We start from the raw sequence: 24,112 nt of genomic DNA, 5'->3' as shown, positions 1-24,112 counted from the left end.
TTTAAAAATCACTCAAAGTGACACCTTGATATTCTATAAAATTTATCTAGACTGGTATTCTATTCCTTAGAATTCTATATTCAACAACTGCCCTGTTAACTGTAATAGCTGAAGTTCTGCAATTTTAGCATCGTATTTTGCCGAATTCTTATTGGTTTCTGCCAAAATCAGGTTGATCTGTGCCTGCCTGAACTCTATAGAAGTTATTTGACCTAGTTTAAAACGTTCTTGCGAACGCTCAAAATTATTTTGATTCGTGATTACATTCTGCTGCTGAATCTTAAACACACTCAAACGGTTCTCATAATTTCCTAACGCATTAGCGATATCTCTTTTTACCTCTTTCTCTATCTGACTTTTTATAATTTCCTGGTTATCCAACGCTATTTTAGCATTTTTTACTCTTGTAATCGTATTGCCTCCATCAAAGAGGTTCCAGGTAAGGCTTACTCCCGCCCCTAGTGTGTAGGTATCTGAAACATTACCAGGAAAGAATGCTGAAGGCGGATTTCGATTTTCATTCCAGCCATATGATCCTGTTAATCCTATGCTAGGTAAATATCCAGATTTACTTACTTTGATATCATAATCGCTAATTCGAATATTACTTTCATTTTGTAAAAGCGTTATGTTATTTTCTGTCGATTTTGATAGATACTCCTCTAACTCAAGTTTTGGGATAAATTTTATAATGGTATCCACCTCAAATTCATATGTTAAGTCATTATCCAAAATTACATTCAGATCTCTTTTTGTATTTATTAATTGTTGCCTTGTATTTAGTAAATTAATACTATCATTAGCGACATCAACTTCTGCATTAAGCACATTAAGTTTTGTATTCTGACCGTACTCAAACTGGTAATTAGATCTTAAAATACGTTCTTTCGAAATACGAAGTGTTTCTTCAAGAATCTCTTTATTTTCAGACAACCTGGCTACTTCATAATATACAGAGAATAATTGCAAAATCGTAGTTTCTATAGTCTCCCTCGCCTGTAATTCTGTAAGATTATATTGCTCTTTTAATCTCTTATAATTATAAAACCGCCCCAAACCATCAAATAACGTATAATTAAGATTTAACCCTGCATTATACCGTTGCGTTTCTGCATCTTCAATTTCAATATCAGAACGAGGCTCTCCCGTATTGGGGTTTATCGCTCCTCCAAAAGATGTTGTGCTATTGGCAGATTGATAATTCGCTCCGGCATTACCGGTTAACGTAGGTAGATATCCAGAATTAAGAACTCCTTTATTGTTTTTTGCTACAGCTATGTTATTGGTAGCGATTAATATTCCAAAGTTATTTTCTAAGGTAAGTCGTATTGCTTCCTGCTTTGTTAATTGCTGACTGATTACATTTCCAGAAATCAAAAACAGAAAGAACACTAATTTTAGTATGCTACTACCCTTGCAATTCATGATGCTCTTCATTCTCTTCTTTTTGTTCTTTAATGGCGCGTTCTACTTCTTCTTTGGTAATCTTGTTTCCGGTAACTAACCACTTGGTTCTTACTTTTACATTGTTACTAAACGATAAAAATAATGGTAACAGCAATAGGGTTAATATGGTCGCAAAACCAATCCCATAGGCTATAGAAATAGCCATAGGTTTTAAAAATTGCGCTTGCCTGCTTTTTTCTAATAATAAAGGTGCTAACCCGGCAATAGTGGTAAGTGAGGTAAGAAAAATAGCTCGAAAACGTGATCTTCCTGCCTGATAAATTGATTCATCAAAACTCAACCCCTCCCGAAGATTACTATTAAACTTACCAATAAGTACCAAGCCATCATTAACCATAATTCCTATAAGAGCAATAATACCCAACATGGATAATATATTGATAGGAAAATTATGTGCCCAATGTCCTAAAGCCACTGCTGGTAAACTTAATGGAATAAGTAATAGGAGTAATAATGGTTGACTATAGCTTCTAAACGTAAATGCAATGGTTATATAAATCAATGCAAGTACGGTAAGCCCCACAGGTCTTAAAGACCCTAAAAGCTTACCTGCTTCTCTATTTTGTCCTTCATATGATGGTGTTACTGTTGGATATTTAGAAATAATCTCTGGCATAGTCACCGTACGAATTTCTTGTAATATATCTGTTGCACTGGTAGTTTCTGCATCTTTTAAATCTGCAGAAATCTGTATTTCACGACGTCCTTCGAGATGGTTAACTGCTACATCACCTCTTTCTATGCTATACGTTGCAATTTCGTTAAGTGGTACTCGTTCTCCACTAATTGTAGTAATACGCATATCATCCAGATTAGATATCGAAGAACGATTATTCCGATCATATCGAACCCAAACTCTAATTTCATCCTGCCCACGTTGAAAACGTTGTGCCTGCACTCCGAAAAATCCTGCACGCACCTGCGTCATAATATCCCGAAGATTTAACCCCAGTAAATATGCATTTTCTTTTAATTCTATGCGAATCTCTTTAATTCCTGCAGGGTCATTATCCGTAACATCCTTCAGTAATGAATTATTAACTAATGCACCTTTTAACTCTGCTTTAGCAGCTTTCAGCTCTGCTATATTATTCCCTAATAATGAAACTGAAACCGGTCTTCCACCAAAGTTACCTCCACTACCATACACAAGGCTTTCTACACCAGCTACTTCTCCCATTTTTTTACTAATAAGGTCTGTAACCATAGCCGACCCTACCGCATCGGGACGCTCTTCTCCTGGTAGTAAATTAACAACTAATGAAGCCGAAGACGACCCGGGGCCTATATTGGTAATCACATTTTTGAATAATTTCTTACCCGCATATTCGGGTCCTTTTAAATACTGTTCTGTTAGCTCTTCATTAGTTTCCCAGGCTTTTTCTGCTATCAAAGAAATGATACTATCTGTTATCTTTTCATTGGTTCCGTTAGGCATTGCCAGATTGATTGATATTCGATCACTTGCTATCTGAGGGAAAAAAGAAGTTCGAACGATTCCTCCTCCTACGGTACCTATAGTTAGAAAAAGAAGGACAATAAAAAGCGAAAACGTAAAGAGTTTATTTTGCAATGAAAAACGTAATGCCGGGCTATAAATTTTATCTCGTAACCATCGCATAATAGCATCTCCAAACGTATTGATATACCGTAATTTTGCAAATAGTTGTCCAATTCCTGTTTTAGGTTTTGAATCTTGTGGTTTAAGCGCTTTGGAATGTGCCAAATGGGCCGGTAGAATAATCAAAGCTTCGATTAGAGAAACTGTTAATGTGAGAATTACAACTACAGAAACTTCTCCAAAAAATTCTCCTATACGACCATCTAAAAACAGGAAAATACCAAAAGCAAGTATCGTAGTAATAATAGCAGAAATAATGGGTGGTATTACTTCCATAGTACCATCTATGGCAGCTTGTACCGGGGTTTTTCCTTTTTCGTAATGTTGATAGATATTTTCTGCTATTACAATACCATCATCTACCAAAATCCCAATTACGATGATCATCCCAAAAAGGGATAATACATTTATAGTCACACCAAATGAGCCTGCAAAAATAAACATTCCCAAAAAGGCTATGGGAAGCCCAAAAGCAACCCAAAATGCTAAGCGTGTATTGAGAAATAAGGATAAAAAAGCAAGTACCAGCAGCATTCCGATGATAGCATTTTCTGTAAGAAGTTCTGTACGCTGTACTAATGTAATAGATCGGTCACTAATCACATTAAGTTGTACGTTATTATACTTCTCATTAAATTCTGCTATATACTCTTTTGCTTTTTCTGCTGAAGAAATAAGGTCTTCGGTATTTGTGCTTGTGATTTCGACATTAACAGCCAAATCTCCATTAAAATAGGTGGCATTAGCGGTTTCTGAAAAACGATCACGTATCTCTGCTACATCTTTAAGACGTATCACACTTCCCGTAGCATCTGCACGTACGATCAGGTTAGAAAGCTCATTACCATAATACGAACGATTATTTGCTCTGATTAGATATTCTTCTGCGTCTGTTTTTATGGTCCCACCGGTAGTTAGAATATTGGCTCTACTTACTGCTTGTGCTACTTCACTAAAACTAAGATTATATGCTAATAGGTTTTTTTCATTTATGGCGATCTCAATTTCTTCTGCAGGATAGCCACTCACAGAAATTTGGGAAATCCCTTCTATCCCACGAAGATCATTTTCTACCTGTCTTGCAATCTCTTTGAGAGTAACCAATGGTATATTATCTCCGCTTATAGAGAAATTGATGGTCGGTCGAATTGCTTCTTGTTTTGCGACTACCAAAGGTTCCATACCCGTTGGAAATGAAGGTACACGATCTACTGCATTTTTTACTTCTAACAGCATGAAATCGATGTTCTTTCCTTTTTCGATTTCAACATTTATAGTTCCATTATTTTCTCTAGAAGTTGAGGTTACACGTTCTACTCCATCCAATCCTTTTAGGTTATCCTCTATCTTAAGTACAATCCCTTCTTCTACTTCTAATGGAGAAGCTCCTGGATATATAATATTTATAGTGATGTTTTTGGAATCAATTAGCGGAAAAAAGGAAGATTTTAGGGATAATGCTCCTACAACTCCAAATGCAAAAAATGCAAGTACAATCACATTTACCGCTACGTGATATTTAATAAAAAAAGCAATAATTTTACGCATCACTATTGTTTTTTAGCTGTACTAGCAGAGCTATCACTATGCACATTATTATTTTCTTTCTTTTCCTGGTAGATCTTAATCAGCATTCCTGCATATGCTCCCGGAACACTTTTGGATAAAATTATGGTCTCTTCAGGAATTCCCTTAAGAACCACTTTTTTATCAGAAAAATATACTGGTTTTACATCTATAACATCAAGAATACTATCTCTTACCACAAATATTTTATCTCCTTCCTGAAGCAATCCTCTTTCAATTTCGATAGCATTTTCTTCTTTCTTAGCATCAAGATTGGCTTCGAGATACATACCTTCTCTAAGAGAAGGATCTGCTACTTCGATGAAAGTTGTAATGGTCTGGGTAGCTTGATTAACACTACTATTAATTCTGGACACTTTTCCTGTAAATGTCCTTGTTTTATTAAGGTTAGAAAGTTCTACCGATTCACCAACACGAAGTAGGTCTCCATATTCCTTCCCGATAGCAACCTGCATTTCATATACTTTGGTATCGATGTACTCTCCTAATTTTTGTCCCTGGCGAATTAAAGTTCCCTCGGTTACCAGAGCTTCGGTAAGTACCCCATTAAAAGGGGCAGAGATGGTATATTTTGCCAATCGCTGCTCCAGGTTTTTTACATTGTAGTAGGTGGTATAAATATTTCTTCCTGTTATAAAATATTTTTCTTTTTCTGAAGTAATTTCTGGCAGTTTTGGTATGGCTTTACTCATATCAAAAGTATTGAGGTATCCTTGCCATTTTTCATAAATATCTGGATAATCCAGTCGCAAATCCGGCATAATAGAAGTTACCAGATTGTATAAATTACTCTTGGCAGATTGCACACTAGCATAATATTCTGATGCATCAATCCTTATCAATGCTTGTCCTCTTTGATATTTTTGCCCTGTTTTAAATAAGTGAGTCCCCCCTTTAAAAATCCCCTGAACCTCGGCGTATAGTTCTAATCTTCTTTTTGCAGTTAAATTACCATTTGCTGCAATTTTAATAGGAATAGTCTTATTTTTTACCGTATCTACAAAAACAGTTTTTATCACTTTTGCAGGTTTGGGTCTAAATCTTTTTTTACTGTCTATTATTGTTCTGGCACCAAAATAAGCTGCCACAATCAAAAGTATCCCAAGGATTGAAAGTATAATTTTTCTCATAGTATATCTGTAACCACACTTTTTGTAGAATTGCTACAAAACTATCAACCACACCCTTGGAATGCAGTTAAAGAACTCATAAAAGTTAACACAAGAGATTTTTACACTATAAATAGGTTTACCTATATAGAGTCACGATAATAAAAATAAAATTAGAAGAGAAAATAAACAACTCGTTATACATCGTTTAATGCATCCATTTCTTCTTGTAATGTTTCCCAATCTTCCATTAGAGAAGACAGGAGATCTTTTTTTGCTTGATAATTATCAAAAAAGTTGGGTTGCGCAATAGTTTGATCGTAATTGATCGCCAGTTCTACATCAATTTCTTTAATTTCTCTTTCGAGTTTATTGATTTTAGATTCTATATTACTCAACTTATTACTAAGTGATTTCACTTTTTTCTGATCCTGATAGGATTGCTTTGCCGTTTCTTTGGTATCAGAAGCTATTTTCTCCTGTTTATCTTTCTTTTCTATATCCCTAAGATCATTAATTCTTTTTTCTTCTAAATAGAAATTTATATCTCCGAGATATTCTTTTATCTTTTTATTCTTAAATTCATAAACGGTATTACTTAATCCTTGTAGAAAATCTCTATCATGTGATACCAAAATCAGGGTTCCATCAAAATTTTTCAAAGCTTCTTTTAATACATTTTTAGATTTGATGTCCAGGTGGTTTGTTGGTTCATCCATCACCAATACATTAAAAGGCTGTAAGAGCATTTTACATAGTGCTAATCGGTTTCTCTCTCCTCCAGAAAGTACTTTTACCTTTTTATCCACTTCATCACCTCTAAACAAGAAGGATCCTAACATATCACGAACCTTGGTTCGCGTTTTTTCATCGGCTGCATGAATCATAGTGTCATGAACAGTTAATTCTCCATCCAGATATTCTGACTGATTCTGAGCAAAATATCCTATCTGAACATTATGCCCCAACTTAAACTCTCCTGTATATGCAATTTCATCAATGATAATCTTAGCCAATGTTGATTTACCCTGGCCATTCTGACCTACAAATGCTATTTTAGACCCTCTCTCTACCAGTAAATCAATATCTTTAAGGATTTCTTTATCACCATAACTTTTGCCTACACTATCGGCTTCAATAACTACTTTTCCTGGTTGTACATGTATAGGAAAACTAATATTCATTACTGCATTATCATCTTCATCTACTTCTATTCTATCAATCTTATCCAATTTCTTAATTAAAGATTGTGCCATAGAAGCTTTAGAAGCTTTGGCTCTAAACTTCTCGATCAGCTTTTCGGTCTGTTCTATCTGCTTAGATTGATTCTTTTGTGTTGCCAGTTGTTGCTCTCTTATTTCTTTACGAAGCACCAAATATTTAGAATAAGGTTTGTTATAATCATAGATACGTCCCAAAGAGATTTCTATAGTTCTGTTGGTTACATTATCCAGAAACATTTTATCATGTGAAACAATAACTACTACTCCTGCATAATTTTTTAAAAAATTCTCTAGCCAGATAATCGATTCTATATCCAAGTGGTTTGTAGGCTCATCTAATAGTAAAATATCGTTATTCTGTAATAACAACTTTGCTAGTTCGATTCTCATACGCCATCCACCAGAGAACGTATCTGTAAGCTTATTAAAATCTTCACGAGCAAACCCAAGGCCTTGTAAAACTCTTTCTGTTTCTCCTTGATAGTTATACCCACCCAAGATCTCATAATGGTGTGTAAGATCGCTTAAATCGGTAATTAGCTGGTTGTATTTTTCACTTTCATAATCTGTACGCTCTGCCAGCTGAGCATTGATTGCATCAATATCTCGCTCTGCTTTCTTAATTTCTATAAACGCTTCATAGGCTTCGTCTAAGACTGTACGCCCTAATACAAAATCTATATCTTGCTTTAAAAAACCTATCTTCACCTCTTTATCCATAGCAATCTGACCAGAATCTGGTTCTTGCTCTTTAGACAAAATCTTAAGCATGGTAGACTTTCCCGCACCATTCTTTCCTATCAATCCAACTCGATCTCCTGCATTTAATCTGAAGCTTATTTCTTCAAAAAGGTACTCCCCTCCAAACGAAATCGATAAGTTATGTATGTTTAACATCTGCTTTTGAATATTTTGTGCAAAGATGATTAATTTTGCGTTAGAATAAAAACGCTCATGAACTTCTTAAAAGGAACAAAAATTTATAGTATTATAACTGGTAGTTGTCCTGTATGCCAGGAAGAAAGTATGTACAAGGAATCCAATCCTTATAAATTAAGTCAAACGTTAAAAATGCAGGAACGCTGTAGTCATTGTGGCACCAAATATAAAATAGAACCTTCTTTTTTTTATGGAGCTATGTATGTAAGTTATCCTGTAGGGATTGCTTTTGCAGTGGCAGCTTTTGTGATTAGCAACCTCATTTTTAAGCTGGATCTAATCGCGACTTTTCTTATAATTTCTGGAACAATGATTGGTTTTTTACCTGTTATTTTAAGGTTGTCCCGAAATATCTGGATTAACTTTTTTATGCACTACAAAAAAGAAGAACATTCTTCATAAGTTACTATACCGTTTACAATCTATTTCCTTATCCAAAGAAATTCCATTTTCTATATGGCTGTATAATACCTTTGCCATAGTAGGAGCCAAAAGTATCCCTCTACTACCCATACCATTTAAAACATGCATATTAGTATACTTGTCATGTGTCCCTATCAAAGGTCTTCGATCTCTTACTGTAGGCCGTATCCCCGCTACCTGATCTATCACTTCATAGGGTGCTTTTAAAAACTTTTCCAGCTTCTTTTGTAATTCTTCTCTGGCAATACTTGTTATTTCTGGAGATGTATCCTGATTGTTATACGTTGCACCTACTTTATACAAATCATCCCCCAGAGGAATAATAAATATTGAAGATTTTATCGCTTCCTGCAGTTTAAGCTCTTTAGATTTAATAATTATATACTCGCCTTTATTACCATATAGTGGTAACTCATTAAAAAATGGGTTCTTTTTTATTCCAAAACCTTCAGAAAATACAATATGCCTACATTTTACATCTTTATATTTAATACAATCTTCTTCTATGATTATTTTATCATACTCAAAAGATTCATCTTTTAGAGTATTGTTTTCTTTAAGTTTTTTTGCATAGGCAGACAGCATATTGCTAATATTAATCTTTCCCGTATGTTTTACTTTTCCATACTGAAATGGGATATCTAAAGCTGTATTCGTATTTCGAATTAATTCTGAAGAAAGGAACTTTCCTAAAACTGGTTTATCACAAGCTTCAAACCAATTGTTTTGCTCCTCAACAGCATTAAACCTACGTAATATTGGGAGTTCTAAAACTAACGTTTTTTTGAGTTTGGTTTCTACATTTTTATAAAAAGAGACTGCCGTTTCAATCTGCTCGGAGGCTTGCCAAGCCATGGTAAAACGTTTTAAAATTATAGGATTATACAGACCTCCTGCTACTCTTGATGATTTCTGCGAGGAGTCTTCATAAATCACATATGATTTATTATGATTTTCTAATTCTTCTACAAAAGATAACCCCGATAACCCCAATCCTACAACAATATAATCTAATACCATTCACTTCTCAATTTATGCAATTAAAAATATTCAATGTCAATAACTTAATAATAAAGCGTGAGTATGAAATAAGAATCTGATTAATAAAAAATCGTCAGATACAATGATTTTATTATTCCGAACTCATGTTAACATAGTTCAAAAATAACAAAACGCCCAACTATAGTTGGGCGTTTTATCTATTATTTATTGAAGAATACTAAAGTCGTTAATAACTCCACATATCCATTTCAAAATTTCGGATACTCTCTTTAATTCTCTCACTTTCAAGTAGTTGCATTAAGGCGTTATCAATAACGTAATCCTTAATTTCGCGGTCACCTTGAATATTATCTTCTTTGTAAATCACAGAATTAAAGCGTCTTGCATTAAGAATATGATCATACGTAAACGGCATAGATGTATTTTTTCTATTAAATGCCATTGCATTATGAAATATTTCTCTAGCATCAGGATACCATATCCAGAATAATGCAACCATATCTGGCTCATCATCATCGATAAAGTTAACATCGGGAGCCACAGGTGCTAATCCAAGCAATCTGTATCTTAATTCTCCTAGTCTTTTATCAAAATACCAATATCCTCTTATTTTGTATTCTGAAATATCTGCAGAAGTAATATCTCTTCTATTAATGTATTGAGGATCTACTTGTTCTCCTGCATTATATTGCTCAAATCCTAAATCGGTAGTGTCTATTTTAGACATTGTAGATTGAAGATCTTCAAAAGTACGTGTCTCAGTAAAATATGAATCTGAATAAATATTTTTGATTTTTCCGTTTTTAATATTTGTTACCAATACATCATATAAAGAACGACGATTAGCACCAATATTAAACGTATCAATAGGATAGTACAATGGGAAATTTATTCGTTCATCAAGGTCAATAGTTTCCCAAGTTGTTTTTGCCCACAATACGTCACGTTTATCTACATATCCGTACTCTAAAGGACGATCATTGTCATATAAAATCTGTTCTTGAGTTTTCTTTCCTATCTCATCAGGGTTATTGGCATTTAAAACATTTGCCTGTCCGAAAGAAAGAGAAGAAATCAATAGACCAAAAACGGTTAATACAAAATTTCTCAAATTCATAACTACGTAAGTTTATTTTTTAATTCGTTAACTCAATAATAACCGGAGATATTTTTTTCAACTTATATCCAGAGCTATTAGCCAACCGCGCTTTTATATCAATAATCTGAACAGAAGAACCTCTTTTTGCTTTACGCAAAGCTGATTTTGCTTTAGCGTTAAGCCTACCTCCAGGAACACTTACTGTAGGTTGTCCTTCTACTTTAAATTTAAATCCAGTAACTTTTAATTTAATATCAAAGTCAAAATCAGGCAGAATCGCACCTACAGATGAAATTTCTAAGGCATTTCTTGCCATTTTGATTGCTCCATCTTCACCACGTACTGTTCCTACAGGTCTTGGTATACCTTTAATTCTAAATTTCTTACTATCACTTACTGTAGTACCATTTGCTAGTTTACCACTAACTTTGATATTAACTTCACGAGCTTTTACAGCAGTAACATTCATCATATATTTTCCTGCTCCTCCAGTTTTTCTTAGTCCAGGGGCAGAAGCATTTACAGCTGGTACACCAGGAATAGAAATTGTCATTGGGTTATTAACTCCACGATATACCACATTCATTTTATCTGCAGAAATTACAGCAGAATTTGGTCTAGGGATAACAGTATATGAACTCTTAATAGGTATTGTTACAGTAGAATCTCCTTCTTTAAATTGAAGTTCTCCAGCCACATCTCTTTCTCCAACATTTCCTGCTGGGAAATCTAACATGATTTGTCCGTTTGTAACTTCTGTTTGCTCTTTACCATTAACCATTACTTTGGTTGGTTTAAGTGTAGCATCAAAACGTCCTAGAACGATTCTTCCTTTAAAACTCTCTCCACTAAAGAATGCAGTTTTATCTGCAACTACGATTGCTTCATAGTTACTAAAAGAAAGTTCAGAAGCTTGCTGTCCAGCTAATAAAGCTGAAAGCACTTTACTTTCTGTTGTTTTAACATCAGCTTGCATTTGAGTAAGCTTGGTTAAAGAAGCAACTAAAGGAAATCCTTCAAAACTATAATTTAACCATTTTTTATTTACTCCAGATCTGTCTTTTACATCACTAGTAGAAAAGGTTTTAACCACATCATCAGCAACAGAAGCATCAACTTCTTTTACTTCTTTGATTGCAGCAGACACACCATCTCTATACTTTGCAATTTTATCTAAAAACTCCTGAGCTCCGGCAGTAACTTTACCACCTTCAAAAAACTTTTGATCTAACCTATCTGGTCTATCCATAGTTTCATAATCAGTAGGATCATCTCGGTCGTCAACCAATTCGGCTTTAAGTTGATCTAGATATGCATTAAATTCATTAGATAAAACACTAATCTGATCTGCTTTTTCTTTTAATGGGGTATATTTTTCTGGCTGTTCTGAAACCTTTTCGGCCAGACCTGCCATAAATCCAGTATTTCGTTGAGTAGCTAACTCATTTGATTCTGTCAATTTTTCTGACATCAAACCAAATGCAGTTAATACTTCTTTTGACATATTTAATGCCATCATCGCGATGAAAACCAAGTACATCAGGTTAATCATCTTCTGCCTTGGGGATAATTTTCCTCCTGCCATATTCTTCTTAGATTTTGGTAGTTATTATACTATATTTTGATTAATAAAAATGTTAACTTCTGTTCATTGCAGTTAACATACCACCATATACTCCATTAAGAGAAGAAAGGTTACTAGTAAGGCTCTCCATCTGATCTTTAAGTCTAGATGCATTATCAGCTATAGCTTGATTAGCTTCAGCCTGACGTGAAGAAGATTCTAACTGAACTTTATATAAGCTATTTAAAGACTCAAGATGCGACGCTGCACTTGCCATCTCTTCACTATATTTTTTAGTTCCAGCAATAGCATCTGTTGTAGGACCAAGGTTTCTTGCTGCTCCTTCGAAATTACGGATACTTTCACCAAGACTACTCATAAGGCCAGTATCAAGTCTAGCTTCCTTAAGCATATCATCTAATTTTTGAGATAATAATCCTTCTGGAGTTTCTTTCTCTTTTTTATCTTTTTTGTTCCCTCCTGCTAATTCAGGATATACTAGAGACCAATCTAGATCACTATCTACAGGTTCGAATGCAGAAACAGTAAATACTAATGCTTCAGTAATCAAACCAATGATAAGCATTTCGTTACCAAATGTCCAGTGCATAATTTTAAAAAGTGCACCTAATATTACAACGGCTGCTCCCAGACCGTAGACCATGTTCATTAATTTCTTGCTTGCTTTTGAATTTGCCATAATAAATTTGTTTTGTTTTTTTTTAAATCTTAAAGTTTTAAAAAAGGGTTAGTAATTAAGTTGATAGAAAATTTTGGGACTTAGTTTTGATTTTGAGTATTAGCTTCTCCAGTCGATTCAGTACCCATGTAGTCCTGAACTGTTCTAAATCCGATAAAACTCCTCGCAGAATCTGCGTATTCGTAATCTCTGGTACTTACCTGTAGGAAGTAAGCAACATCTTTCCAGGATCCTCCACGAACAACTTTACGTTTATTTTCATCATCATTGACATTTGGGTTCATTGATGATACATATTCGTAAGCTGCGGGATCATAGGACGACTGTACCCACTCAGAAACATTACCGGCCATGTTATATAGGTTATAATCATTAGGGTCGAATGTTTTGGCTTCTACAGTATATAAAAAGTTATCTGCTGCGTAATTTCCTCTAAGAGGCTTAAAGTTTGCTAAGAAGCAACCTCTATCATTTAACGCATATGGGCCTCCCCATGGATACGTAGCTGACTCAAGGCCTCCTCTAGCGGCATACTCCCATTCTGCTTCTGTAGGCAGTCTGAAGTAATTCACGAATTCTTTACCTTTTTTCTTTTGAAAGGTATTTTTCTCAATAGTTCTCCAACGACAGAAGGCTCTAGCTTGTTCCCAAGAAACACCAACCACCGGGTAGTCATCGTATGCACTATGCCAAAAATAATCATTGTGCATAGGCTCATTATATGAATAATTAAAATCCTTGATCCAAACTGTAGTATCAGGATATACTTTTATAACTTCTTCTTTTACAAAATCTTTTCTTCCACCTTTTCTAGCACGTGCTGCAGCTTGGATATCCATCCATGTAAATCTGAATTCGAATTTACTTACATCTAAAGTACGTCTACCATTATAAGATTCTTCAAGAGGAATATACATAGTATCCATAACTTCGGCATAAAACTCATCGAGATAATCATCTACATCCCATTCGATATCCATATCTTTATTAAGTCTTCTACCTTCGTAGCCAGTTTCTCCTGTACCACTATAGTTATCGTACATATATTTTTCATAGACAGACATGTTCTCGGTATCAGCATCTAGGAATGCAAATTCGCCAATACCATCATCTCCTGGGGTTTTGCCTAATTCATCGGCCATTATCGCAAGTCTCATTCTAATAACAGAATCGCGAACCCAAGTTACAAATTGTCTATACTCGCTATTGGTGATTTCGGTTTCATCCATGTAGAAAGAACGAACCGTAACCATTCTTGTAGGGGCGTTTGCAAGTGCTGCTTTATCATCGTCCGACTTACCCATAATGAACGAACCTCCGGGGATGAGGGCCATGCCATATGGTTTCTGCGGGTGCCATTTTTTTCCTTGTGCTCCTACCAGTTCTCCTCGGTTTCCACCACCACAACTGTAGAGCATTGCTAAAATAGCAAAGAGTGATACAAATTTCTTCATAACGTGTTTTAGGTTAAGATCTTCTAGATTTAAGGACGTAAACCTATTTATTTATTTCCAGAAAAACAATTTTTTTCTAAAAAAAACCTTAAATCGACCTAATAAAAATGTTAAACTTCGTTTTTTTGTTTTGCCTTATACCATCTTTCAGGTATTTCTTGATTACAAGCTCGCTCATAATCGTTGTACGTGCAAGGTAATAACGTATGTCTTTTCAATTTATTATTACCAGACGAAATAAATGGTATTTCTATCCACCATCTTCCGGTCATAATACTCTTATAAAAAGACAAAATTTCGTCTTCTATTGGCACATTATAATGTAGTGTAGTTTTTAAATTTTTAATATTAACTTCGTTAGATCTGTAATTGATCCCTTCTACAAAATACCAGATCATCTGAGCGATCAATAAAGAGGCCGTTTCTTCGTTTTTGAAATTTTTAAATTCATAAATCCCAAAACTTTTTACCTTATCACTAATCCCTGCATATCTCGAAATCGCACAAATTTCGCGGCCATCAAAACCATTAGGAGAAGCAGTATGACCGCTTAAACTTGTAGAATTCACAACTCCTAAATCTACAGAAACAATATCTGCATCTCGCATAATGGGCTCCACAATAGTTACATCTGAAATAACTTCTCCCAAACGATAAGCATCAAAATATAATTTTTCGATCAGATCTATTTCTTCTTGAGTATTAAAATACGTTTGATAGCCTATATTACTATAGTTAAATAAATTATACGGTTGTTCTACAATAATCTTACCTACAAACGAAGTATTAGCAATAGGTTTAGAAGAATTTCCTAAATCAAATTTACTATCCACATTAACCAAATTTACCATTCGCTCTAAAATATCGAAGGATCTATATTGTGCATAGACCAGATCTTGACTACCTCCTATAATGATGGGGATAATATTTTTTACAAGTAATGCAGATAATACCTCTTGCACTAAATAGTAAGTATCACTAACTTCGTTACCTGGAGCAATATCTCCAAGATCTACCATGTTAGTGCCCCAGTTTCCGGGATAAAGCTCGTATAATGATTTACGAATAGTATCAAAACTTAGGCTTTCACCTAAAAAATTAATGTCATTCCTATTTTCTCGAATACCGAGAATAGCGACATCTATTTTTTCCAGATCCGGTACTCCATCAGCTGTTGTATGAATTTTAATTTGATTTCCTAATGCATGTTCAGAAAGCAACTTAGTATGCGCGGCAACTAAATCACTAACCGGTACAAGAAATTCGAAAGACATATATTGGTTTATTTCTTTTTAGTGGTCTTTTTTGTAGTTTTCTTTTTTGCTGCAGTTTTTTTCTTGGGAGCATTTTTCTCTATAAGATCTTTTACTTTATCCAGCGTTAATTTTGAAGCATCAACAGTCTTAGGTAGTTCAATTTTAACTTTGCCTTTTATAATATTACTGCGACCCCATCTGGCTTTTTCAACCCGAATTCCTTCTTCTTCCCAATTATGAATAACCTTATCAATTTCTTTTTGTTTCTTTTCCTCTATAAGTGACACAACATCATCATCAGATAGATTATCAAAATCATACTTCTTATTTACATTGATAAACATTCCGTTCCACTTAATAAAGGGACCGAATCGGCCTTTACCTTTTTGAACAGGAAGGTCTTCATATACATATATTGGAGCATCTGCTTTTTCTTTAGCATCGATCAACTCGATAGCTCTATCCAAAGAAGTATTTAATGGATCTTCTCCTTTTTCTAAGGAAACAAATTTTTCTCCAAAACGCACATAAGGTCCAAAACGACCATTATTAACTACAATAGTTTCTCCTTTATATTCACCAAGTTCTTTTGGCAACTGAAACAAATCCATTGCTTCTTCAAAAGTAACACCACCTAATGTCTGACCAGGAAGCAAACTAGCAAATTTTGGCTTATCCTCATCATCAACAGTACCAATCTGAACCATTGGTCCAAATTTACCTAATCGCACACTAACCACTTTACCAGTAGTTGGATCTTCTCCCAGAATACGCTCTCCCACTTCTCGTTCTGCATTCTGTGACACATCTTCTACTCTTGGGTGAAACTCTTGATAAAACTCTCTCATCACATGGGTCCAATCTTCCTGCCCTTCTGCTATTTCATCAAAATCCTGCTCTACTTTTGCTGTAAAATTATAATCAAGAATTGAAGCAAAATGATTTACCAGAAAATCATTTACTACCATTCCTACATCGGTTGGAATTAATTTTCCTTTATCACTACCAACTTTCTCAGATAGTTTTTTCTCATTGACAGAATCTCCCGAAAGAATCATCTGAATATAATTACGAACCTCTCCTTCTTTAGATCCTTTTTCTACATAATTCCTATTTTGAATTGTAGAAATCGTAGGAGCATATGTTGATGGTCTTCCTATTCCTAGTTCTTCTAGCTTTTTAACCAATGAGGCTTCTGTATATCGTCCTGGTGCTCTTGTAAATCTTTCTGTTGCAGAAATATAATTATTAAACAAGCTTTCTTGTACTTTCATTGCGGGAAGGATTCCTTCTTGCTCTTCATCCTCGTCATCATTACCTTCTAAATATACTTTCAGAAAGCCTTCAAACTTTATAACCTCACCATTGGCTGTAAATTGCTCTTTATGTGTATTAGCATCAATCCTTACATTAGTTCTTTCTAATCTGGCATCACTCATTTGCGAAGCAATAGCTCGTTTCCAAATCAATTCATATAAACGCTGTTGATCATAATCAACATTTACACTATGCCTTGAAAAGTCTGTAGGGCGTATCGCTTCGTGAGCCTCTTGTGCTCCTTTAGATTTTCCTTTATATTGCCTTGGATTACTATACTCATTACCGTAGGCCGAATCAATTTCTGCCTTTGCACCATTTTGAGCTTCTGTAGATAGGTTAACACTATCTGTTCTCATATATGTAATCAAACCTGCTTCATACAATCGTTGAGCCATCGTCATCGTTTTACTCACAGAGAAGTACAATTTTCTCGAGGCTTCCTGTTGCAAAGTTGATGTTGTAAATGGCGGAGCTGGTGATTTTTTTGCTGGTTTTGTAGAAAGATCTGCAACCTTAAACGATGCTCCAAGGTTCTTCTTCAAAAATGTCTCTGCCTCTTCTTTTGTTTTAAAATTTTTAGGAAGCTTAGCTTTAAAAGATTTACCTGCTTGATTAGAAAACTCTGCATCAATCCTATATGAAGCTTCTGGTTTAAAACCTAAAATATCACGCTCTCGTTCTACTATCAATCGTACTGAAACTGATTGTACTCTTCCTGCAGATAGCCCTCCTTTTACTTTTCTCCATAATACGGGAGACAACTCATATCCAACCAAACGGTCCAAAACACGTCTGGCCTGTTGTGCATTTACAAGGTTATAATCTATAGAACGAGGATTCTCTATCGCTTTAAGAATAGCATTTTTAGTAATCTCATGAAAAACGATACGACGCGTTCTATCTTTATCTAATTTAAGAGTCTCTGCAAGGTGCCACGCAATAGCCTCTCCCTCTCGGTCCTCATCACTTGCTAGCCATACCATATCAGCATTCTTAGAAAGATCTTTCAGCTTTTTTACGACATCCTTCTTATCTTTGGAGACGATATATTTGGGTTTAAAATCCCCTTCAACATCAACCCCTAATTCTTTGGAAGGTAAATCTGCAATATGTCCAAAACTGGATGCAACTGTATAATCTTTTCCAAGAAACTTCTCTATTGTTTTGGCCTTAGCAGGCGACTCCACAATCACTAAATTCTTAGCCATAGTCCTTTAATTTCTGACGACAAAAGTATATCAATTTTTTGATATCAAGATTCTTTATCAAAAAAATTAGTTTAAAAAAAACCTGCCAATCAGCAGGTTTCTTATTTTTTATTTTACAAATAATGTTTCTTTGTTTTCAAATTCGTCATCTTCAAAACCTAATGCATCCTTATATATAAAGTAGATTGGCATAAAAACAAAAGAGGCTGTAAAAAATATCCCTACAAAGCATAATACCATCCCAACTAGTTGAGATAAAATAGATGCTACTATTATTAAGCCGAATGAAATACCCCAAATTTTATTACCCAGTTTAAAGCTAGCTTTTATAAGATCTGAAGCGCTATACTCGGGATGAAAGGCAAATATCACTCCTAATAATTGTAAAGGAACCATTACATAAAAAATCGGAAGGTAGCATAGCATTGCAGCCAAAATCGCTATTCCAAATGTTGCTATTGCCAATGCAAACACTTTTCCTAAATATTTCCCCTTAAGAAACATAAAATATGAAGATGTCTCTGGTAAACCTAAATCTACCTGTTTACAGACCCTATAAAAATGTGCTGTAATCCCAAATTGAAGTGCAGAAGCAATCATCGTTATAACCAAAACCAATATAATAAACAAAAACATTAAACCTACAGATAGTTCTTCACTAGGATACCCGTAGTCACCATATCCTCCATAACTACTTTCGAATCCTGATAAACCTGCAAGAGCAATAATAGGAATATACATCACAAAAAATAAAGGAAGCATAATCAATATAGAAATAAGCAAGTGTACAAATCCCTGAAGCCATACTTTTTTAAAAAGTTCAATACTTTTATTAAAAATATCACCAAAATCCAAAGGCTTACTGTTTTCTATTTTCTCAAAGAGTTTATTTGTCATTACATCTACATTTATGGGTTGAAAGTTATCAAATATAGATTTTTTAGAAAATAAACCTCTGCCACTTTGTCATAAATCGTATTAAAAAGTATCTTTGCACACTATTTGACCCCAATCGATAAGGAATTATTTTTATGGAGAAGATTATTGACGAAAGCATACAGGGACAGTCACTTGCTCTTGATCAGAACAAAGAAAATAAACGTAAGCTTTTTATAGAAAGTTACGGTTGCCAGATGAATTTTAGTGATAGTGAAATTGTCGCTTCCATTCTGGCTAAACAAGGTTTTAATACCACCCAGAATCTCGAAGATGCTGATTTGGTATTAGTAAACACGTGTTCTATTAGAGAAAAAGCTGAGCAAACAGTTAGAAAAAGACTAGAAAAGTATAATGCCGTAAAAAGAATCAACCCAAAAATGAAAGTTGGGGTTCTTGGTTGTATGGCAGAGCGTCTAAAAAGTAAATTCCTAGAAGAAGAAAAAATAGTTGATCTTGTAGTTGGGCCTGATGCATATAAAGATCTCCCTAACCTAATCGAAGAAGTAGATGCAGGACGTAATGCTGTTAATGTTGTCCTCTCTAAAGAAGAAACTTATGGTGATATTGCACCTGTTCGCTTACAAAGTAATGGAGTATCTGCCTTTGTATCTATTACCCGTGGTTGCGACAATATGTGTACATTTTGCGTAGTACCATTTACCAGAGGTAGAGAACGTAGTCGGGATCCCCAAAGTATCTTAAAAGAAATAGATGATCTGGTATCTAAAAATTTTAAAGAAATTACTTTATTAGGGCAAAATGTAGATAGTTATTTATGGTATGGCGGTGGTCTGAAAAAAGATTTTGGCAACGCTAGTGATTTTCAAAAAGCTACAGCAGTAGATTTTACCAAATTGCTGGATATGGCAGCCGAGAGATATCCAAAATTACGCATTCGTTTTTCTACATCTAATCCTCAGGATATGACACTAGATGTAATAGAGATTATGGCAAAACATAAAAATATTTGTAAGCATATCCATCTTCCTATACAAAGCGGAAGTGATCGTATTCTTAAGGAAATGAATCGCTTACACACTCGACAAGAGTATATGGATTTGGTTGATAATATTAAAAAAATAATCCCAGATTGCGCAATTACTCAAGATATGATTATCGGTTTCCCTACAGAAACAGAAGAAGATCATCAAGATACATTATCTCTATTAGAATATGTAAAATATGAACATGGATATATGTATGCTTATTCTGAAAGACCAGGAACACTTGCCGAGCGTAAATTAGAAGATGATGTTCCTGAAGATGTAAAAAAACGAAGACTGGCAGAAGTTATTGCATTACAACGAACACACTGTGCATATAGGCATCAGAGCTATCTCGGACAAACTTTTGAAGTATTAATTGAAAAAGAATCTAAAAAATCTGATCAACATTGGAGCGGGAGAACTACAAAAAATATTGTAGCTATATTTCCAAAAGGAGAATATCAAATTGGTGATTTTGTAATGGTTCGTATAGATGAGTGCACCAGTGCAACTTTACTTGGTGAAGCGATTGGATATTCTGAGAATAATTAATTACAACTGTAGACATACAATTAAAACAAAAAAACAAACTCCATAAATGGAATCAATTCAAGCCATAAAACAACGATTCGGAATCATAGGAAACGATCCTAAGTTAAACCGTGCCGTGGAAAAAGCGATCCAGGTAGCCCCAACCGATATTTCGGTTTTAGTGACCGGGGAAAGTGGTGTAGGTAAAGAAAGTATTCCTAAAATCATACACTCTCTATCTCATCGTAAACATGGTAAATACATTGCTGTAAACTGCGGAGCAATACCAGAAGGCACAATAGATAGTGAACTTTTTGGTCATGAAAAAGGAGCTTTTACAGGGGCCACACAAACTCGAAATGGTTATTTTGAAGTAGCCGATGGCGGAACTATATTTCTAGACGAAGTAGGAGAATTACCTCTTACTACACAAGTACGTTTATTAAGAGTATTAGAGAATGGTGAATTTATTAAAGTAGGGTCATCAAAAGTTCAAAAAACAGATGTTCGTATTGTAGCAGCTACCAACGTTAATATGTTTGAAGCCATTAAAAAAGGTAAGTTTAGAGAAGATCTCTACTATCGTCTTAGTACAGTAGAAATTCTTTTACCCCCACTAAGAAATCGCAAAGAAGACATTCATTTACTATTTAGAAAATTTGCTTCTGACTTTGCTACCAAATACAAGATGCCTACAATTCGTCTAAGTGAAGATGCCGTTATCCTGCTAGAAAAACATCGTTGGAGTGGTAATATCAGACAACTGCGCAACGTTGCAGAGCAAATTTCAGTCCTTGAACAAAACAGAATGATAACAGGAGCTACCCTACATGGGTATTTACCAAATATCGGAAGTAATTTACCCGCAGTAATTTCTGCAGATAAAAAAGAAAGTGATTTCAGTAACGAAAGAGAGATATTGTATAAAGTGCTTTTTGATATGAAAAGTGATCTTAATGATCTCAAAAAACTAACCATGGAGCTAATGCAAAGTGGTAATACGCAACAAGTACAAAAAGATAACGAAGGGTTAATTCAGAAAATTTACCAAGAGAAGAAAGAAGAAACACATTTTGAAGAGCCTACAAGACCGGCAACAACCTCTGAAGTGCTCGAAATACCATCTCAAATTGCAATCCAGCGACAAGAAGATGATAAATATCATTTTGCTGAGGAGATTGAAGAAGAAGAAACATTATCATTGCATGATAAAGAACTGGAATTGATTAAAAAGTCTTTAGAACGTCATAGAGGTAAACGCAAAGCAGCAGCAGAAGAATTAGGGATTAGTGAACGCACCTTGTACAGAAAAATAAAACAATACGATTTATAACATTGATGAGAACATTAAAACATATAGCAGCAATACTAATTGTAATAATCTTGTTTCAGGGATGTGGAGCATATTCCTTTACCGGAACAAATATTTCTCCCGACACAAAGACATTTCAAGTTAATTTTTTCCAAAATCAATCCCCGAGAATTTTTCCTGGAGCCGATCAAACTTTTACCAATCAGCTACAAGATTTAATCCTTAATCAAACTAATCTTAGCCTTTCTACTTCTGGAGGAGATATTATATACGAAGGAGAAATCGTACAAGATTATGTTTCTCCAAATACAGCAACATCAAATATAACAGCTGCTCAAAACCGGTTAACTATCGCAGTAAACATGAGGTTTTATGACACAAAAGACCCTACTCAAGATCTGGAACAACGTTTTTCTTTTTTCTTTGATTACCCCGCTTCTTCATCAGAAAACACGATAAGAGATCAGGCCTTGGATGTAATTTTTGAAAGAATCACACAAGATATGTTTAACGCCACCCTTGCCAGATGGTAAAAACAATAGCTATTATTATCAAAGAGTTGAATAATAAATAAAATACATAATTAGTACTAATTGAATATTAAAGAGTTTTCATATTTGCTTCAAAATCCTGCCCAATTAAATAAGGAGCAGGCAAAATCCCTTGAAAAAATAACAAGGACATTCCCTTATTTTCAGTCGGCAAGATCATTGGTATTAAAATCCCTGAAGGATGAGGAAAGTTTTAGATATAATCAGGAATTAAAAACCACTGCAGCATATACTACAGATCGAAGTGTGTTATTTGATTTTATTACTTCTGATCTTTTTAAAGAAAGTAATAATCGTGAAGAAGTAAAAAAGAAACATAAGTCTGACATAAGAGTTATCGATCCTGAAGAGATTAAAACACTCCCCAGAATGGATATGAATGATGCTGTAAGAATGAAAATAGAAGAAGCAGAGGATGTTCTGGATCCTACTTTATTTTCTAAAAGAAAAGAAATCAGCTCTTACAAACAAATCGAATTTGCGGAGTCTGAAACTCCTGATTTAACAGAAAAAGATCAATCAAAAAATACTCAAGACAAAAACAAAACTCCAGAAGAAACTTTACAAATTGATAAACCTCTGGATTTTAATAAAAAAGAAACACATTCTTTTGCAGAATGGTTAAAATTAACCTCTTTAAATCCAATAGATAGAGATTCTAACCAGGAAATCAAGACTCCAATTCCTGAAATTGAAGAAAAAAAGCACGTCAAATCATTAGACCAAAAACATAAATTCGATCTAATTGATGAGTTTATCACTAATAATCCTAAGATACAACCTGCTAACAAAAATACTCCTGCACGCAATCTGGCTAAGGAAAACCTGGTCTCTTCAGACGAATTAATGACAGAAACTTTGGCCAGAGTATATTTGGTTCAAAAAAACTATAAAAAAGCAATTCAGGCTTATAGCATATTAATTTTGAAAAATCCCGAAAAAAGTGGTTTCTTTGCAGACCAAATTCGAGCGATAAAAAAATTACAAGAAAATAAATAACAATATAATGACAACGTTTTCAATATTTTTAATACTAATCGTTATCGTATCTTTTTTACTGGTAATAGTAATTATGGTACAGAACCCTAAAGGAGGTGGATTATCTTCTTCTTTTGGTGGTGGTGGAACACAACAACTAGGTGGTGTAAAAAAGACTACAGATTTCTTAGACAAGAGTACTTGGACTTTAGCTACGCTATTACTGGTATTAATCCTACTATCTAATATAGATTTAATGGGTGGAAGTTCTATTCCAGAATCAAAAGTTAACACTGAAGATGTTCAGGTAGAAACTCCTGTAACTCCTCCAGCAACAGGAAAAGATGACAAAGAATAACATCTTTTAAAAAAAGCAACAACAAAAATGTCGACTTGTCATATAGTCGACATTTTTTGTTTCAATTTGTCAGTATCGCCCCACTGGCATAATTTCTGAAATAAGAAGCATCGAAGATTTCATTTTAATTTTAACAAAAAAAACAACAAATCATAATGGGAGTAAACATCAAACCTCTTTCAGACCGCGTAGTTGTAGAGCCACTTCCCGCAGAGACGCAGACAGCATCAGGATTATTTATTCCTGACTCAGCCCAGGAAAAACAACAAAAAGGTAAAGTAGCTGCTGTAGGTGGCGGTAAAAAAGATCACGACATGACTGTTAAAGTTGGTGATACCGTACTTTACGGTAAATATTCTGGTACCGAATTAAAATTAGATGGAAAGGATTATTTAATCATGCGTGAGGATGATATCCTTGCTATCGTATAAGAAAGTATCAATTTAAAAATCACAAAAAAACAAATCCACTACTTTATTCAATAA

At 34.5% G+C, this 24,112-nt stretch carries 19 protein-coding genes; 7 read left to right on the top strand and 12 right to left on the bottom strand.

All coding sequences use genetic code 11. The features are described 5' to 3' along the window. Nucleotides 1–66: 66 nt before the first annotated feature. From Z054_RS0119545 to Z054_RS0119530, 4 genes are all read right to left on the bottom strand, one after another. Nucleotides 67–1,437 (bottom strand): TolC family protein, encoded by a 1,371-nt coding sequence (locus Z054_RS0119545; protein ID WP_241461431.1) that lies wholly within the window; start codon nucleotides 1,435–1,437, stop codon nucleotides 67–69. Then, nucleotides 1,409–4,636: an efflux RND transporter permease subunit gene (locus tag Z054_RS0119540; RefSeq protein WP_024771729.1), complete on the bottom strand. Its 3,228-nt coding sequence runs from the start codon at nucleotides 4,634–4,636 to the stop codon at nucleotides 1,409–1,411. The genes Z054_RS0119545 and Z054_RS0119540 overlap by 29 nt, the downstream gene beginning before the upstream one ends. Before the next feature lie 2 nt (nucleotides 4,637–4,638). Beyond that, nucleotides 4,639–5,805: an efflux RND transporter periplasmic adaptor subunit gene (locus Z054_RS0119535; RefSeq protein ID WP_024771728.1), complete on the bottom strand. Its 1,167-nt coding sequence runs from the start codon at nucleotides 5,803–5,805 to the stop codon at nucleotides 4,639–4,641. Between the two features lie 176 nt (nucleotides 5,806–5,981). Further along, nucleotides 5,982–7,904, bottom strand: a complete 1,923-nt coding sequence (locus tag Z054_RS0119530; protein ID WP_024771727.1) for an ABC-F family ATP-binding cassette domain-containing protein — start codon at nucleotides 7,902–7,904, stop codon at nucleotides 5,982–5,984. Nucleotides 7,905–7,961: 57 nt separating this feature from the next. On the opposite strand from Z054_RS0119530, the gene Z054_RS0119525 reads away from it, so the two are divergent. Continuing rightward, nucleotides 7,962–8,348 (top strand): DUF983 domain-containing protein, encoded by a 387-nt coding sequence (locus tag Z054_RS0119525; protein WP_024771726.1) that lies wholly within the window; start codon nucleotides 7,962–7,964, stop codon nucleotides 8,346–8,348. Here Z054_RS0119525 and Z054_RS0119520 read toward each other — a convergent pair. The 8 genes from Z054_RS0119520 to Z054_RS0119485 form a co-directional block, all read right to left on the bottom strand. Next, complete coding sequence (locus Z054_RS0119520) at nucleotides 8,343–9,389, bottom strand: NAD(P)/FAD-dependent oxidoreductase (RefSeq protein ID WP_024771725.1); 1,047 nt, start codon at nucleotides 9,387–9,389, stop codon at nucleotides 8,343–8,345. The two genes, Z054_RS0119525 and Z054_RS0119520, sit on opposite strands and share 6 nt — an antisense overlap. Before the next feature lie 208 nt (nucleotides 9,390–9,597). After that, on the bottom strand, nucleotides 9,598–10,488 hold the full coding sequence (porN, locus tag Z054_RS0119515; RefSeq protein WP_024771724.1) for a type IX secretion system ring subunit PorN/GldN: 891 nt from the start codon (nucleotides 10,486–10,488) through the stop codon (nucleotides 9,598–9,600). A 19-nt stretch (nucleotides 10,489–10,507) separates the two neighbouring features. After that, the gene (porM, locus tag Z054_RS0119510) at nucleotides 10,508–12,055 is read right to left on the bottom strand and encodes a type IX secretion system motor protein PorM/GldM (RefSeq protein WP_024771723.1); all 1,548 of its coding nucleotides are present in this window, start codon (nucleotides 12,053–12,055) and stop codon (nucleotides 10,508–10,510) included. A gap of 52 nt (nucleotides 12,056–12,107) precedes the next feature. Continuing rightward, complete coding sequence (gene porL, locus Z054_RS0119505) at nucleotides 12,108–12,734, bottom strand: type IX secretion system motor protein PorL/GldL (RefSeq protein ID WP_024771722.1); 627 nt, start codon at nucleotides 12,732–12,734, stop codon at nucleotides 12,108–12,110. An 80-nt stretch (nucleotides 12,735–12,814) separates the two neighbouring features. Further along, complete coding sequence (gene porK / locus Z054_RS0119500; protein ID WP_024771721.1) at nucleotides 12,815–14,188, bottom strand: T9SS ring complex lipoprotein PorK/GldK; 1,374 nt, start codon at nucleotides 14,186–14,188, stop codon at nucleotides 12,815–12,817. 110 nt (nucleotides 14,189–14,298) lie between these two features. Next, entirely contained in the window at nucleotides 14,299–15,462 is a 1,164-nt protein-coding gene (locus tag Z054_RS0119495) for a formimidoylglutamase (RefSeq protein WP_024771720.1), read from the bottom strand. An 8-nt stretch (nucleotides 15,463–15,470) separates the two neighbouring features. Next, nucleotides 15,471–17,972 (bottom strand): type I DNA topoisomerase, encoded by a 2,502-nt coding sequence (gene topA / locus Z054_RS0119490; protein ID WP_024771719.1) that lies wholly within the window; start codon nucleotides 17,970–17,972, stop codon nucleotides 15,471–15,473. A gap of 108 nt (nucleotides 17,973–18,080) precedes the next feature. Beyond that, complete coding sequence (locus tag Z054_RS0119485) at nucleotides 18,081–18,869, bottom strand: hypothetical protein (RefSeq protein WP_024771718.1); 789 nt, start codon at nucleotides 18,867–18,869, stop codon at nucleotides 18,081–18,083. A gap of 134 nt (nucleotides 18,870–19,003) precedes the next feature. Here Z054_RS0119485 and miaB point away from each other — a divergent pair, with 134 nt between their 5' ends. From miaB to Z054_RS0119455, 6 genes are all read left to right on the top strand, one after another. Beyond that, entirely contained in the window at nucleotides 19,004–20,449 is a 1,446-nt protein-coding gene (gene miaB, locus Z054_RS0119480) for a tRNA (N6-isopentenyl adenosine(37)-C2)-methylthiotransferase MiaB (protein WP_024771717.1), read from the top strand. Between the two features lie 46 nt (nucleotides 20,450–20,495). Beyond that, nucleotides 20,496–21,761: a sigma-54-dependent transcriptional regulator gene (locus tag Z054_RS0119475; protein ID WP_024771716.1), complete on the top strand. Its 1,266-nt coding sequence runs from the start codon at nucleotides 20,496–20,498 to the stop codon at nucleotides 21,759–21,761. A gap of 5 nt (nucleotides 21,762–21,766) precedes the next feature. Further along, nucleotides 21,767–22,273, top strand: coding sequence for an LptE family protein (locus Z054_RS0119470; protein ID WP_024771715.1), 507 nt, complete (start codon nucleotides 21,767–21,769; stop codon nucleotides 22,271–22,273). Between the two features lie 60 nt (nucleotides 22,274–22,333). Further along, nucleotides 22,334–23,290: a hypothetical protein gene (locus Z054_RS0119465; RefSeq protein ID WP_024771714.1), complete on the top strand. Its 957-nt coding sequence runs from the start codon at nucleotides 22,334–22,336 to the stop codon at nucleotides 23,288–23,290. 7 nt (nucleotides 23,291–23,297) lie between these two features. Next, nucleotides 23,298–23,627 carry a preprotein translocase subunit SecG gene (gene secG, locus Z054_RS0119460; RefSeq protein ID WP_024771713.1) on the top strand — a complete coding sequence of 110 codons (330 nt, stop codon included), beginning with the start codon at nucleotides 23,298–23,300 and terminating at the stop codon, nucleotides 23,625–23,627. A 155-nt stretch (nucleotides 23,628–23,782) separates the two neighbouring features. Then, nucleotides 23,783–24,058, top strand: coding sequence for a co-chaperone GroES (locus Z054_RS0119455; protein WP_024771712.1), 276 nt, complete (start codon nucleotides 23,783–23,785; stop codon nucleotides 24,056–24,058). Nucleotides 24,059–24,112: the final 54 nt, after the last annotated feature.

Source organism: Aquimarina macrocephali JAMB N27 (assembly GCF_000520995.1).
Lineage (GTDB): Bacteria > Bacteroidota > Bacteroidia > Flavobacteriales > Flavobacteriaceae > Aquimarina > Aquimarina macrocephali.
Note: the sequence above shows the minus strand (reverse complement) of the source record. Positions and strands in the feature narration are given on the sequence as shown.

Bases quoted from the DNA above. Each gene is read 5' to 3' on its own strand.
- Z054_RS0119540 (WP_024771729.1), bottom strand. From the start codon at position 4,636: ATGCGTAAAATTATTGCTTTTTTTATTAAATATCACGTAGCGGTAAAT.
- porM (WP_024771723.1), bottom strand. From the start codon at position 12,055: ATGGCAGGAGGAAAATTATCCCCAAGGCAGAAGATGATTAACCTGATG.
- Z054_RS0119535 (WP_024771728.1), bottom strand. From the start codon at position 5,805: ATGAGAAAAATTATACTTTCAATCCTTGGGATACTTTTGATTGTGGCA.
- porK (WP_024771721.1), bottom strand. From the start codon at position 14,188: ATGAAGAAATTTGTATCACTCTTTGCTATTTTAGCAATGCTCTACAGT.
- Z054_RS0119475 (WP_024771716.1), top strand. From the start codon at position 20,496: ATGGAATCAATTCAAGCCATAAAACAACGATTCGGAATCATAGGAAAC.
- Z054_RS0119495 (WP_024771720.1), bottom strand. From the start codon at position 15,462: ATGTCTTTCGAATTTCTTGTACCGGTTAGTGATTTAGTTGCCGCGCAT.
- topA (WP_024771719.1), bottom strand. From the start codon at position 17,972: ATGGCTAAGAATTTAGTGATTGTGGAGTCGCCTGCTAAGGCCAAAACA.
- Z054_RS0119485 (WP_024771718.1), bottom strand. From the start codon at position 18,869: ATGACAAATAAACTCTTTGAGAAAATAGAAAACAGTAAGCCTTTGGAT.
- secG (WP_024771713.1), top strand. From the start codon at position 23,298: ATGACAACGTTTTCAATATTTTTAATACTAATCGTTATCGTATCTTTT.
- Z054_RS0119520 (WP_024771725.1), bottom strand. From the start codon at position 9,389: ATGGTATTAGATTATATTGTTGTAGGATTGGGGTTATCGGGGTTATCT.
- Z054_RS0119470 (WP_024771715.1), top strand. From the start codon at position 21,767: ATGAGAACATTAAAACATATAGCAGCAATACTAATTGTAATAATCTTG.
- Z054_RS0119525 (WP_024771726.1), top strand. From the start codon at position 7,962: ATGAACTTCTTAAAAGGAACAAAAATTTATAGTATTATAACTGGTAGT.
- porL (WP_024771722.1), bottom strand. From the start codon at position 12,734: ATGGCAAATTCAAAAGCAAGCAAGAAATTAATGAACATGGTCTACGGT.
- Z054_RS0119455 (WP_024771712.1), top strand. From the start codon at position 23,783: ATGGGAGTAAACATCAAACCTCTTTCAGACCGCGTAGTTGTAGAGCCA.
- Z054_RS0119530 (WP_024771727.1), bottom strand. From the start codon at position 7,904: ATGTTAAACATACATAACTTATCGATTTCGTTTGGAGGGGAGTACCTT.
- porN (WP_024771724.1), bottom strand. From the start codon at position 10,488: ATGAATTTGAGAAATTTTGTATTAACCGTTTTTGGTCTATTGATTTCT.
- miaB (WP_024771717.1), top strand. From the start codon at position 19,004: ATGGAGAAGATTATTGACGAAAGCATACAGGGACAGTCACTTGCTCTT.
- Z054_RS0119545 (WP_241461431.1), bottom strand. From the start codon at position 1,437: ATGAAGAGCATCATGAATTGCAAGGGTAGTAGCATACTAAAATTAGTG.